The sequence below is a fragment of the Achromobacter dolens genome, from assembly GCF_902859745.1.
Lineage (GTDB): Bacteria > Pseudomonadota > Gammaproteobacteria > Burkholderiales > Burkholderiaceae_B > Achromobacter > Achromobacter dolens.
This window is the reverse complement of sequence record NZ_CADIJW010000023.1, coordinates 63416-76167: the sequence shown is the minus strand read 5'-3', so window position 1 is coordinate 76167 and position 12752 is coordinate 63416. Positions and strand designations below refer to the sequence as shown.

Annotated in this window: 17 protein-coding genes; all 17 read left to right on the top strand. The window is 65.3% G+C overall.

The annotated features are described in order from the left end of the window. The coding region (locus HV783_RS17145; protein ID WP_128829795.1) for an EF-Tu C-terminal domain-related protein at window positions 1-111 on the top strand (111 nt) is incomplete at its 5' end. A gap of 74 nt (window positions 112-185) precedes the next feature. Next, the gene (gene rpsJ, locus HV783_RS17140; RefSeq protein ID WP_003806903.1) at window positions 186-497 is read left to right on the top strand and encodes a 30S ribosomal protein S10; all 312 of its coding nucleotides are present in this window, start codon (window positions 186-188) and stop codon (window positions 495-497) included. Between the two features lie 332 nt (window positions 498-829). Continuing rightward, window positions 830-1519, top strand: coding sequence for a 50S ribosomal protein L3 (rplC, locus tag HV783_RS17135; protein WP_006392074.1), 690 nt, complete (start codon window positions 830-832; stop codon window positions 1517-1519). Window positions 1520-1523: 4 nt separating this feature from the next. Next, window positions 1524-2141, top strand: coding sequence for a 50S ribosomal protein L4 (gene rplD / locus HV783_RS17130; RefSeq protein ID WP_006389605.1), 618 nt, complete (start codon window positions 1524-1526; stop codon window positions 2139-2141). Further along, on the top strand, window positions 2138-2434 hold the full coding sequence (rplW, locus tag HV783_RS17125; protein WP_006216557.1) for a 50S ribosomal protein L23: 297 nt from the start codon (window positions 2138-2140) through the stop codon (window positions 2432-2434). Before rplD ends, rplW begins: the two co-directional genes overlap by 4 nt. Next, window positions 2435-3262, top strand: a complete 828-nt coding sequence (gene rplB, locus HV783_RS17120) for a 50S ribosomal protein L2 (protein WP_006389607.1) — start codon at window positions 2435-2437, stop codon at window positions 3260-3262. Window positions 3263-3274: 12 nt separating this feature from the next. After that, window positions 3275-3550, top strand: coding sequence for a 30S ribosomal protein S19 (rpsS, locus tag HV783_RS17115; RefSeq protein ID WP_006216555.1), 276 nt, complete (start codon window positions 3275-3277; stop codon window positions 3548-3550). Window positions 3551-3553: 3 nt separating this feature from the next. Next, complete coding sequence (gene rplV / locus HV783_RS17110) at window positions 3554-3883, top strand: 50S ribosomal protein L22 (protein ID WP_006389608.1); 330 nt, start codon at window positions 3554-3556, stop codon at window positions 3881-3883. A gap of 9 nt (window positions 3884-3892) precedes the next feature. Beyond that, window positions 3893-4684 (top strand): 30S ribosomal protein S3, encoded by a 792-nt coding sequence (gene rpsC / locus HV783_RS17105; RefSeq protein ID WP_006389609.1) that lies wholly within the window; start codon window positions 3893-3895, stop codon window positions 4682-4684. Between the two features lie 2 nt (window positions 4685-4686). After that, window positions 4687-5103, top strand: coding sequence for a 50S ribosomal protein L16 (gene rplP / locus HV783_RS17100; protein ID WP_006389610.1), 417 nt, complete (start codon window positions 4687-4689; stop codon window positions 5101-5103). Window positions 5104-5116: 13 nt separating this feature from the next. Next, window positions 5117-5308: a 50S ribosomal protein L29 gene (gene rpmC / locus HV783_RS17095; protein ID WP_003806912.1), complete on the top strand. Its 192-nt coding sequence runs from the start codon at window positions 5117-5119 to the stop codon at window positions 5306-5308. Window positions 5309-5310: 2 nt separating this feature from the next. Next, on the top strand, window positions 5311-5592 hold the full coding sequence (rpsQ, locus tag HV783_RS17090; protein WP_006216549.1) for a 30S ribosomal protein S17: 282 nt from the start codon (window positions 5311-5313) through the stop codon (window positions 5590-5592). A 182-nt stretch (window positions 5593-5774) separates the two neighbouring features. After that, entirely contained in the window at window positions 5775-7160 is a 1386-nt protein-coding gene (locus HV783_RS17085) for a GumC family protein (protein WP_258955644.1), read from the top strand. After that, window positions 7157-8134: a CpsD/CapB family tyrosine-protein kinase gene (locus HV783_RS17080; protein ID WP_064527432.1), complete on the top strand. Its 978-nt coding sequence runs from the start codon at window positions 7157-7159 to the stop codon at window positions 8132-8134. The genes HV783_RS17085 and HV783_RS17080 overlap by 4 nt, the downstream gene beginning before the upstream one ends. Before the next feature lie 11 nt (window positions 8135-8145). Next, window positions 8146-9540 carry an O-antigen ligase family protein gene (locus HV783_RS17075; protein WP_054500212.1) on the top strand — a complete coding sequence of 465 codons (1395 nt, stop codon included), beginning with the start codon at window positions 8146-8148 and terminating at the stop codon, window positions 9538-9540. Beyond that, complete coding sequence (locus tag HV783_RS17070) at window positions 9537-11822, top strand: capsular biosynthesis protein (RefSeq protein ID WP_175189543.1); 2286 nt, start codon at window positions 9537-9539, stop codon at window positions 11820-11822. The genes HV783_RS17075 and HV783_RS17070 overlap by 4 nt, the downstream gene beginning before the upstream one ends. Next, window positions 11819-12748, top strand: coding sequence for a glycosyltransferase family 2 protein (locus HV783_RS17065; RefSeq protein ID WP_175143572.1), 930 nt, complete (start codon window positions 11819-11821; stop codon window positions 12746-12748). The genes HV783_RS17070 and HV783_RS17065 overlap by 4 nt, the downstream gene beginning before the upstream one ends. Window positions 12749-12752: the final 4 nt, after the last annotated feature.

The following is a 12752-nucleotide window of genomic DNA, read 5'->3' as shown; positions in this document are numbered from 1 at the left end:
ATGACCGTCAAGCTGCTGGCCCCGATCGCCATGGAAGAAGGCCTGCGTTTCGCCATCCGTGAAGGCGGTCGTACCGTCGGCGCCGGCGTCGTCGCCAAGATCCTGAAGTAATCCGGATCACGTAAGCAGCACACAACCAGCGGGGGCGAATCAAAGCCCTCGCCTCTCGTTCTTTAGGAAACGCCATGAAAAACCAAAAGATCCGTATCCGCTTGAAGGCTTTCGATTACAAGCTGATCGATCAATCGGCCGCTGAAATCGTCGACACCGCCAAGCGCACGGGCGCCGTTGTCCGCGGCCCGGTGCCGCTGCCCACGCGTATTCGCCGTTACGACGTGCTGCGTTCGCCGCACGTCAACAAGACGTCGCGCGACCAGTTCGAAATCCGTACCCATCAGCGCCTGATGGACATCGTTGATCCCACCGACAAGACCGTTGACGCCCTGATGCGTCTGGACCTGCCGGCTGGCGTCGACGTCGAAATCGCGCTGCAGTAAGGCGTATCGCGAGTCCGCTACCTTCGCCAGTGGACTTGTGCAGAATGGCCGCAATCCTTCGGGACTGCGGCCATTTGTTTTTGCGCCACAGCCTGACGCGCCGGGGGCAGGGCAGGCGCCTTTTCACGCTAAGTGCTTGTGCTGCCTGAAAAAAACGTGCTAATATGCCAAGCTTGCCATTTTGTGGCAGGTCTAACTATGGTGAGGCGCGCGCAAGTCCGGGATTTTCCGGGCCGGCAACCCCAAGCCAGGTTGAACATAGTCGTAGGGCAAAGGCCGTTACCTTTTGCCTGATTAGCCCCGACCAATCGCAGTCGGGAATGGAGAAAACGATGTCGAATTCGACACCCACGCCCGCCGCTCACCGGCTGGGGCTGGTGGGTCGCAAGGTCGGCATGACCCGCATTTTTACCGAGGAAGGTGAATCCATCCCGGTGACCGTGCTGGACGTGTCGAACAACCGCGTGACCCAAGTTAAGTCGCTGGAAACCGACGGCTACGCCGCGATCCAGGTGGCTTATGGCGCTCGTCGCGCCTCGCGCGTGCCGCAAGCACAAACGGGCCACTACGCCAAGGCCGGCGTTGAAGCCGGTAGCATCCTCAAAGAATTCCGCCTTGATCCCGCCCGCGCCGCTGAATTTGCGGCGGGTTCCGTGATCGCCGTGGAATCGGTGTTCGAAGCCGGCCAACAGGTCGACGTCACGGGCACCACCATTGGTAAGGGCTTTGCCGGTACCATCAAGCGCCACAACTTCGGCTCGCAACGCGCCTCGCACGGTAACTCCCGTTCGCACCGCGTTCCCGGCTCGATCGGCCAAGCTCAAGATCCGGGCCGTATTTTCCCGGGTAAGCGCATGGCGGGTCACCTGGGTGATGTCACCCGCACCGTTCAAAACCTCGACGTCGTTCGCGTTGACGTGGAGCGCGGCCTGCTGCTGGTCAAGGGCGCTGTCCCCGGCCACGCTGGCGCCGATATCGTCGTGCGTCCGGCCATCAAGGCCCCGGCCAAGAAGGGAGCGTAAGTAAATGGATCTCAAGCTCCTGAACGACCAAGGTCAGGCCGCGACTTTCAGCGCGCCCGACACGATCTTCGGCCGTGACTTCAACGAAGCGCTGATTCATCAGATCGTGGTGGCTTTCCAAGCCAACGCCCGTGCCGGCAACCGCGCTCAGAAGGATCGCTCGGAAGTCAAGCACTCGACCAAGAAGCCCTGGCGCCAGAAGGGTACCGGCCGCGCTCGCGCCGGTATGACCTCGTCGCCGCTGTGGCGTGGCGGTGGTCGGATTTTCCCGAACTCGCCGGAAGAGAACTTCAGCCAGAAGGTCAACAAGAAGATGTACCGCGCCGGGATCCGCTCGATCCTGTCGCAACTGGCTCGCGAAGACCGCATCGCCGTCGTCGAATCGTTCGATCTGGAATCGCCCAAGACCAAGGCCGCCGCTGCAAAGCTGAAGAGCCTGGGCCTGGATTCGGTCCTGATCATCACCGACAACGTTGATGAAAATGTTTACCTCGCCACCCGCAACCTGCCGCACGTTGCCGTTGTCGAGCCCCGTTATGCCGATCCGTTGTCGCTGGTCCACTACAAGAAAGTGCTGATCACCAAGCCGGCCATCGCTCAACTCGAGGAGATGCTGGGATGAACGCTGAACGCTTGATGCAAGTCATTCTGGCTCCGATCGTGACCGAAAAGGCCACGTTCGTCGCTGAGAAGAATCAGCAAGTCGCTTTCCGTGTCGTGGCTGACGCTACCAAGCCGGAAATCAAGGCTGCCGTCGAACTGCTCTTCAAGGTGCAGGTCGAGTCCGTGCAGGTCCTCAACCGTAAGGGCAAAGTCAAGCGCTTTGGCCGATTCGTTGGCCGCCGCCGCAATGAGCGCAAGGCCTACGTCTCGCTCAAGGACGGCCAGGAAATCGACTTTGCGGAGGTGAAGTAAATGGCCCTCGTAAAAGTTAAGCCGACTTCGGCTGGCCGCCGTGGCATGGTGAAGGTTGTCAGCCCGAACCTGCACAAGGGTGAGCCCTACGCGCCGCTGCTGGAAAAGAAGACCCGTGGTTCGGGCCGTAACAACAACGGTCACATCACGATCCGCCACCGTGGCGGCGGTCACAAGCAACATTACCGTGTCGTCGACTTCCGTCGCGACAAGGATGGCATCCCCGCGAAGGTCGAGCGTCTGGAATACGACCCGAACCGTACGGCGCACATCGCTCTGCTGTGCTACGCCGACGGCGAGCGTCGCTACATCATCGCTCCGCGCGGCCTGGAAGTGGGCGCCACGCTGATCTCGGGCATCGAAGCCCCGATCCGCGCCGGCAACACGCTGCCGATCCGCAACATCCCGGTGGGTACGACGATTCACTGCGTCGAAATGCTGCCCGGCAAGGGTGCCCAGATGGTCCGTTCGGCCGGCGCTTCCGCCGTCCTGCTGGCTCGCGAAGGCACCTACGCTCAAGTGCGTCTGCGCTCGGGTGAAGTCCGCCGTGTGCACATCGAATGCCGTGCCACCATCGGTGAAGTCGGTAACGAAGAACACAGCCTGCGCCAAATCGGCAAGGCCGGTGCAATGCGTTGGCGCGGTGTCCGCCCGACGGTTCGTGGCGTGGCCATGAACCCGGTCGACCACCCGCACGGTGGCGGTGAAGGCCGTACCGGTGAAGCACGCGAACCGGTCAGCCCGTGGGGCACCCCGGCGAAGGGTTACAAGACCCGTCGCAACAAGCGGACGAACAATATGATCGTCCAACGGCGCAAGCGCAAGTAAGAGGCGAACACTATGTCACGTTCGATCAAGAAAGGCCCGTTTGTCGATGCTCACCTGATCAAAAAGGTGGACACGGCCGTCGCGGGCAAAGACAAGAAGCCGATCAAGACCTGGTCGCGTCGCTCGACGATCCTGCCCGAGTTCATCGGTCTGACGATCGCTGTGCACAACGGCAAGCAGCATGTTCCCGTTTACATCAACGAGAACATGGTCGGTCACAAGCTGGGCGAGTTCGCGCTGACCCGTACGTTCAAGGGTCACGCCGCGGACAAGAAGGCGAAGAGGTAAGCGATGGAAACTACTGCCATTATCCGTGGGGTTCACATCTCCGCTCAAAAGACGCGTCTGGTTGCGGATCTGATCCGCGGCCAGAAGGTCGGCCGTGCGCTCGAGATCCTCACCTTCTCGCCGAAGAAGGCCGCCGCCATCCTGAAGAAGGCTGTCGAGTCCGCCATCGCCAACGCCGAGCACAACGACGGCGCCGATATCGACGAACTGAAAGTCACCACGATCTTCGTGGACAAGGCTCAGTCGATGAAGCGCTTCTCCGCTCGCGCCAAGGGCCGCGGCAACCGTATCGAGAAGCAGACCTGCCACATCACGGTCAAGGTCGGAGCTTAAGGAGTCACGATGGGTCAGAAAATTCACCCCACTGGGTTCCGTCTCGCGGTCACCCGTAATTGGTCCTCGCGTTGGTTCGCCGACGACAAGGCCTTCGGCAGCATGCTGGCCGAAGACATCCGCGTCCGCGAGTACCTGAAGAAGAAGCTCAAGAGCGCCTCCGTCGGTCGCGTGATCATCGAGCGTCCCGCCAAGAATGCCCGCATCACCGTCTACTCGGCTCGTCCGGGCGTGGTGATCGGCAAGCGCGGCGAAGACATCGAAAGCCTGAAGGCTGATCTGCAGCGCCTGATGGGCGTGCCCGTGCACGTCAACATCGAAGAAATCCGCAAGCCGGAAACCGATGCTCAACTGATCGCCGACTCGATCTCGCAACAGCTCGAGAAGCGCATCATGTTCCGCCGCGCCATGAAGCGCGCGATGCAGAACGCCATGCGTCTGGGTGCCCAAGGCATCAAGATCATGAGCTCGGGCCGTCTGAACGGTATCGAAATTGCTCGCACCGAGTGGTATCGCGAAGGCCGTGTGCCGCTGCACACCCTCAAGGCCAACATCGACTACGGCACCTCCGAAGCCCACACCACGTACGGCGTGATCGGCATCAAGGTCTGGGTCTACAAGGGCGACATGCTGGCCAACGGCGAACTGCCGCCGGAAACCGCCGCCCCGCGTGAAGAAGAACGTCGTCCGCGCCGCGCTCCGCGTGGTGATCGTCCGGACGGTGCTCGCACCGGTCGTCCGGGTGGTCGTGGCCGTGGTCCCCGCAAGGCGGACGCTGCTCCGGCGCCTGAAGGAGAATAACCATGCTGCAACCCTCTCGCAGAAAGTATCGCAAAGAGCAGAAGGGCCGCAACACCGGTCTGGCGACCCGTGGCACCCACGTGTCGTTCGGCGAATTCGGTCTGAAGGCCACCGGCCGTGGCCGTCTGACCGCTCGCCAGATCGAAGCCGCTCGTCGTGCCATCAACCGTCACATCAAGCGCGGCGGCCGCATCTGGATTCGCATTTTCCCGGACAAGCCCATCTCGCAAAAGCCTGCCGAAGTCCGTATGGGTAACGGTAAGGGCAACCCGGAGTACTGGGTCGCCGAGATTCAGCCCGGCAAGGTGCTCTACGAAATGGAAGGGGTTAGCGAAGAGCTCGCGCGTGAAGCTTTCCGCCTGGCCGCTGCCAAGCTGCCGATTTCGACCACGTTCGTCGCGCGTCATATCGGTGCTTAAGGAGTACTAAGACATGAAAGCCAGCGAACTCCGTTCGAAAGACGCCGCCGAGCTCGGCAAAGAGCTCGAAAGCCTGCTGAAGGCGCAATTCGGTCTGCGTATGCAGAAGGCCACGCAGCAGCTTGCCAACACCAGCCAGCTGCGTAACGTGCGCCGCGACATCGCGCGCGTGCGTACCTTGCTGACCGAGAAGGCAGGGAAATAAAGATGAGCGAAACCCAAAACACCCAAGTGGCCAAGCGCCAGCGTACGCTGGTCGGCAAGGTCGTCAGCAACAAGATGGACAAGACTGTCGTCGTTCTGGTCGAACGCCGCGTCAAGCACCCCATCTTCGGCAAGATCATCATGCGTTCCGCGAAGTACAAGGCGCACGATGAGTCGAACCAGTACAACGAAGGCGATACGGTTGAAATCGCTGAAGGCCGTCCCATCTCGCGCTCGAAGTCGTGGCGCGTGGTGCGTCTGGTTGAAGCCGCACGTATCATCTAAGTGAAAGCTGTTGGAGCGGTCCGCCGTTCCAGGCTAGAAAGGCAAGGGTCCAGGCCCTTGCCTTTTTTTTGCCATAAATACCGTCATCGGGCGTTTTATTTCCGGTATTTTTCCCATCTGGCCCCCAGATCGGACTCTCCGGTAGAATCAGTCATTACGCCACGCTGACTCCAGATCCCGCCGTGACTCCCGAATACAGTCTGCTCTCGTTGAATCAGGTGTGGGCAATGCTGGCCGCCCGCGCGAGGTTGATCGCCCGGGTGACCCTGGCCACGCTGGCGTTGACCTGCCTGCTGCTGCTGGTGCTGCCGCGCGTGTGGACGGCATCGTCGGACGTCTTCATCGACTACCGCGAAAACGACCCGATCAACGGACGCTCGTTTTCGGCGCTGCTCGACGAAAGCTATATGCAGACGCAGATCGACATGATCCGCAGCCAGGCGGTCGCCGACCACGTGATCTCGACCCTGGAGCTGCTGTCGGGACCGGACGCGGCGCAGGGCACCAAGGCGCACAACGACCTTGTGGACTACATCCGCCGCAACCTGGAGGTGGTCAAGCAGCAGAACAGCCGGGTGCTGACGGTGTCGTTTTCCGCCAATACGCCGCAGAAGGCGCGCGAATTCACCAACGCGGTGGTCAATTCCTACCTGGCGGTCAGCCAGAACATCTCGTCGGCGGCTGCCCGCGCGCGCAGCGAACAGTACACGGCGCAGCTCGAGCAGTTGCGCGGCGAAGTCGACGCCATCCAGGACAAGCTGACGCGCTACCAGCAGGAAACCGGCATCGTCGACACGGAACAGACTGGCGGCGATATCGACGTGCGCACGCTCAACGACATGACGACGTCAATGCTGACGCTGGACGCGCAACTGGAGGCGGCAAAGGCGCGCAACGAAACCACAGAACGCCTGCTCAAGAGCGGCATCCGTCCTGAGGATCTGCCCGAGGTGGGGCAGATTGCGCCCATCAACGATCTGCGCAACGGCCTGACGGTGGTGGATCACCAGCTCGGCCAATTGCGCGGCTCGCTGGGGCCGAGGCACCCGACCGTGGCGGGGCTGCTGGCGCAACGCTCGCAGATGCTGGCTGATATCTCGCGCCAGTCCAAGGCCGCCATCGAGGCGCAGCGCGGCGAGCTGGAACGCCTGCAGACGCAGAAGGCGGCGCTGCAGCGCGATATAGATGCGCAGCGCGCCAAGGTCCTGGACCAGATGGCCAAGCGCGATCGCATCGCGGCCTACCGGCGCCAGTTCGCCGGCGTCGAGCAGGTTTACCAGACCGCGCTGCAGAAGTACGACAGTATCCTGATGGCCAGCAATATTTCCCTACCCAACCTGGCGGTGCTGCGCGCGGCCGATGTGCCGACTTCGCCATCGCGCCCGAAGGTGCGCAGCAGCCTGGCGCTGGGCCTGGTGGTGGGCCTGCTGGCGGGCCTGGCGCTGGCGATGCTGCTGGAGCTGAGCCGCCGCCGCATCCGCTGCGCCGAAGACCTGGAGCGCAATACGCGGCAGCCCGTTCTGGGCCGCATCGGCCGCAACCCGACTCCCGCGACGGTGACGTCATGAGCGATTCCACGCTGCGCCCTCTGTTTGACCGCCTCAACCAGCAACAGGCTGGCGAACCCGCTTCGAACCAGGCGCCCGATACCGTGCCGGGCGAGAAGATGGGCGAGCGCTTCGTGCGCCTGGGCCTGCTGACCGAGGACCAGGTGCAGCACGTGGTCCAACTGCAGCAGGCCGAGCGCCTGCGCTTTGGCCAGGCCGCCGTGAAGCTCGGCTTCGTGTCGGAAGCGCGCGTGCAGTCGGTGCTGGCCGAGCAATACCGCTATGACTACGCCTCGGCCCAGCATGGCGACATCCAGCTCGCGATCGCGGCGGCGCCATTCAGCCGGGAGGCCGAGGCGATCCGCCAGGTGCGCGCCGAAATCTCGATCCGCCTGGAAGACCTGCCGCGTATCGCGGTGGCGGTGGTGAGCCCGGATGACAGCGAGGGCCGCGCCTACCTGTCGGCCAGCCTGGCGCTGGCGTTCGCGCAGACCGGCCGCCGCACGCTGCTGGTCAATGCCAACCTGCGCGCCAGCGGCCAGGATGACATTCTGGGCGCCGCCAGCGGCGCGGGCCTGTCCTCGATCCTGGCGGGACGCGCGCCGGCTGGCGACAGCCGCGCCGTGCCGGGTTTTCCGACGTTGGGCGTACTGGACGCCGGGCCCCAACCGCCCAACCCCGCCGAACTGCTGCGCGAGCCGGCGCTGGACCGGCTGCTGGCCGCTTATGCCGACCAGTATGAGATCTTCATCGTGAACACGCCGGCGGCGACTCATTCCTCGGACGCGCAAAGCATCGCGCGCCAGGTGGATGCCTGTGTGCTGGTGGCGCGCAAGGACGTGACGTCGCTGAGCGCCCTGACGCGGACCGCGGAGGTGCTGGAGACGGCCGGCGTGCGCGTGCTGGGCACGGTCTACAACGAATACGAGCCGGATGCGCCGCGTGGCTGGAAGGACCGGCTGCGCGCGCTGCTGCCGGCGCGGCTGCGGCGTTGAGGGGAACGGCCATGGGCGCGCCCGCGGTCGTGGCGGTTGGCGGACAGAGCCGAGGCGATCGCTGGGCCGTCTGGCTGCTGGTGGGGCTGAGCCTGCTGTTCGCCATCGTGCCCGACACGCTGTCGGTCAACGCGGTAGGTCCGGAGGCCAATCACACCATCGAGCAGGGTTCGATGCTGCGCCAGGTGCAGTACGGGTCGCTGTTCCTGGGCGCGTTGTTCGTGCTCTGGCACCACGTCCGCCCGGCGCTCATGAACCTGCGCGCGTCCAATCTGTTCCTGATGCTGCTGGTGCTCTATTGCCTGGTCAGCGCGACCTGGTCGCCCTATCCGGACATCACGATCAAGCGCACCATCATTTTCGCGGGGCTGGTGCTGATTGGGCTGACCGTGGCGCCGCCCTTCAGCAATCCGCGCCAGTTCCTGCGCGTCATCCTGGGCACGTACACGATCGTGCTGGTGCTGTCGTGCCTGGTGGCGGTGTTCATCCCGAGCATGGGGGTGGACACCCTGCTGGGCAACGCCTGGCGCGGCATCACGTGGCAGAAGAACATGCTGGGCTCGATTGCCGGCTTCGCCGTGCTGCTGTGGTTGCGCGAATGGCTGATGACGCCGTCGATCCGGCGCCTGAGCGCGGTGGGGCTGCTGTTCAGCGTGTTCATGCTGGTGATGGCCAAGAGCGCGACGGCCATGCTGGTGACGGGGTTGGGCGCCGGGGTCTACCTGCTGACGCGCAAGCGGTTTTTCGGCGGCCGCCATACCGGGCAGATCCTGATGCTGGCCGCGCTGCTGGTGGCGCTGTACTTCCTGCTGATGTTCTACGTGGCGGTGGGCCGCATGCCGCGTATCGACGATCTGGTGCTGGTGGTCACGTCGCTGTTCAACAAGAGCAATGACCTGACGGGCCGCGGCGAGATCTGGGCGCTGGTGGACCTGGCCATCCAGCGGCATCCCGTCTGGGGCATCGGCTACAGCGCCTTCTGGGTGGGCGAAGGCGGTCCGGCGCAGTTCATCGCCGACAAGCTGGGCTGGCTGCCGGGACAGGCGCACAACGGCTATATCGATATCCTGCTGGACCTGGGCCAGGTCGGCATGGGGCTGTTCCTGGGGTGCCTGCTGTGGCACGTGGTCAGCATCATGCGCCTGTTCAAGATCGACCGCGAGGACGCGGCGATGCACCTGGGCATCTGCGTGACGATCATGGTCAGTAATTTCTCGGAAAGCCAGATTCTGCGGGACACCAATTTCCAGAACATCATGTTCATCTATTCGTCGCTGGCGATCAGCGGCCGCCTGGCGATGGAACGCTGGCGGCAGCGCGCGGCGGCGGCGTCCAAGCCGGCGCCACCGCCTGTCCGCGCCGCCGCCGCGCGGTCCTATGCCGTGCGCCGGGAGCGCGAGGCATGAAGCGCTGGCGCGCCGTGCTGGCCCCGGCCCTGGCGCTGGCGTGGGTGATGAGCGCCGCGGCGGCGGCGCCCGGCGGCTGGTTCGGGTTCGAGATGAACCCGGCGGCGCTGTCCGGCGCGCCGGATGTGTCGGCGCTGAATCGGCCGCTGGACGCGGCCTCGCGCATTGTCGTGCGCGACGGGCATTTCTATCGCGTCGGCGCCGACGGCCTGCCTGGAACGGCCGACGATGCGCGGGTGCGCTTGTTCGGCGTGAACCTGACGTTCGGCGCCAACTTCCCCGATCCGGTCGAGGCCGCCGTGCTGGCGCGGCAACTGCGCAAGCTGGGTTTCAACGCGGTGCGCCTGCATCATCTGGATTCGCTGCCGTCGGACTACCCGGACGCACCGATCAGCATCCTGACGACGGGGCCGTTTCCGACGTTCAGCCCGACGGCGGTGGCGCGGCTGCGCGGACTGATCGAGGCGCTGGCGCGCGAGGGCATCTACGTCAACCTGAACCTGCACGTGGGCTATCGCTTCCGCCCGCGGGTGGATGGGTTGCCGGCGCTGGATGGCGGCGCGGAGATGCCGCCGCTGACAGCGCCGATCCATGTGTACGACCCGCGCCTGATCGCGATGCAGGAAGACTATGCGCGACGGCTGATCCAGGCGCTGGGCCTGAAAGACAATCCGGCGCTCGCCATGGTCGAGCTCAATAATGAGTCGTCGCTGCTGGCGGCCTGGCTGGGACCGGATTGGCTCGCGGCGATTCCGTCGGCCTATGCGCCTGAATTGCGCAGGCAGTGGCGCGCCTGGCTTATGCTGCGCCATGGGTCGCTGGCGCAGGCCTGCGCGGCCTGGGGCGGCTGCGCGGGCGGCAACGACAACGCGGTCGAGTTCCCGGTGCCGGGCCAGCAGCAGCCGCTCTACGAGAGCGGCCTGGCGCAGTTGCGTTCGGGGATCGTGCGGCGCGTCAACGCGCTGTTCGGCAGCGATGCCAAGGTGGATCTGCGGGAACGCGATTTCCTGTCGTTCCTGGCGGCGACCGACCAGGCCTATTTCGAGCGCCTGCGCCGCGTGGTGCATGAGAGCGCCGATCCGCGGGTGCCGGTGACCGGCACGCAGATGGGCTATGGCGGCCTGCTGAATTTCGATTCCCAGGTCGCCATGGACTATATCGATGAGCACTTCTACGTCGGGCATCCTGACATCCGCGCCGATAATGACTGGCGCATCCCGGACCTGAGCGCCAGCGGCAACGAGTTCGACCGCGTGTTGGCCCTGTCGCTGCGGCGCGATGCCAAGCGGCCCTTCGTGGTCAGCGAATTCAACCAGCCCTTCCCCAACCCCCGCGGCGCCGAGATCCTGCCGCTGATGAGCGCGGTCGGCGCCCTTCAGGACTGGGATGGCCTGTTCTATTTCGATTACAGCGACGCCCAGCGGCTGCCGCAATCGCCGTCGCGCTTCGCCCTGAGCGGCGATTGGGGACGCATGGCGCTGGCGGGCCAGAGCGCGCGGTTGTTCCGTCAGCCGCTGTTGGCCGCGCTGCCAGACGCGATCACCCTGCCGGTGGGGCCGCGGCAGCGCCTGCAGCTCGGCGCCGACCGGCGCTTCGATGCAATCACCACCGGGCTGGCCGATGGCCTGGGCGTAAAGCCGCAATGGGCGTTGCGGGGCCGCGTGGGACTGGACCTGGCCGCGGCCCCCGATGTGGCGCTGCCGAGCCTGGCGAACGCGACGCCCTTGCTGAGCCACGACGCGTCGGCGGGCCGCATCGTGATCGACGCGCCGGCCCTGTGGGCCGTGTTCGGCGCGGTGGGCAGCGGCCGCATCGGCGGTTCGTCCGTCTGGATGCAGTTCGACGCGGCGGGCGCGGCCAGCGCCATGCTTACGCCGCTGGACGGCCAGCCGCTGGCGCGGTCGCGGCATATGCTGCTGGGCCTGGGCAACGACACCACCGGCACGCAGCCGGGGTCGATGCCGGCCCGGCCCAAGCTGCGGGTGCCCTATCGCGGCCAGGGCGCCTGGTCGACGCTGGAGCCGGACGCCGGTTCGCCGGGGCCGTCCGGCAGCTACGCCACACGCTCGCCAGCCTGGCTGCGCCGTACGCCGGCCATGCTGGGCCTGGCGCCGCGCACCGGCCGGTTGTCGGTCTATCCGCTGGATGGCGAAGGCCGGCGCCGGGCGGCGCTGCCTGCCGCCGATGCGACCTCGGGCACCGATGGCGTGCGCGTGCGGGTGCAGACCCGCGATGACGGCGCCAGCCCCTGGTATGAACTGGTTTTCGAGGAAACGCCATGAGCACCGGCCCCATCAGTGTGTGCATCGCCACCTACCGCCGTCCGGTGATGCTGGACCTGCTGCTGGGCGATATGGCGGCGCAGACCTTGAGGCCCGCGCAGATCGTGGTGGTGGACAACGATGCCCAGGGCAGCGCGCGCGCCGTGGTCGAGGCTCGGCGCGCGGCCTTCGCGGCCCAGGGCGTCGCGCTGGACTACGCCATCCAGCCCGAGAAGAATATTTCGTTGACCCGCAATATGACGGTCTCGTTGGCGCGCGGCGATTGGCTGGCGATGATCGACGATGACGAGCGCGCGCCGGCCCAGTGGCTGGCACTGCTGGCCGCGGCGGCCCGCGATCATGGCGCCGACGTGGTGCAGGCGCCAGTCGTGCCGGAGATTCCGCCAACCGCGCCGGCCTGGATACGGCGAGGCCGCTTCTACGACTGGCCACGCTTTCGTACCGGCGAAGTCTTGCCGCGCAACGCGGTGCGTACCGGCAATTGCTTCATTGCCGCCACGTGGCTGCGGCGCCAGGAGCAGGTCTTCAATCCCGCCTACGGCCTGACCGGTGGCGAGGATGGCGACCTGTTGATGCGCCTGATGGGCCAGGGCGCGCGCGTGATCTGGTGCGACGAGGCGTATGTGACGGAGCCCGTGCCCGAGAGCCGGATGCGCACCGGCTGGATCCTGAAGCGCGCCCTGCGCGGCGGCCAGGATTTCGCCATCCACTTCGAGGCCGGCCGCCTGCGCGACCGTCGCCCCGCGATCATGCGCCGCGTGGCGTTCTATGCGCGGGCGCTGGCGCAGATGGCGGTCGCGGGCATCCTGGCGCTGGTATCGTGGCCGCTGGGCCGGCATCACGCGGTGCACTGGCTGGGCCGCGCCTGTGCCAACTATGGAAAACTGTCCGTGCTGTGGGGCGGGCATTACCAAGAGTACGCTTGAGCAC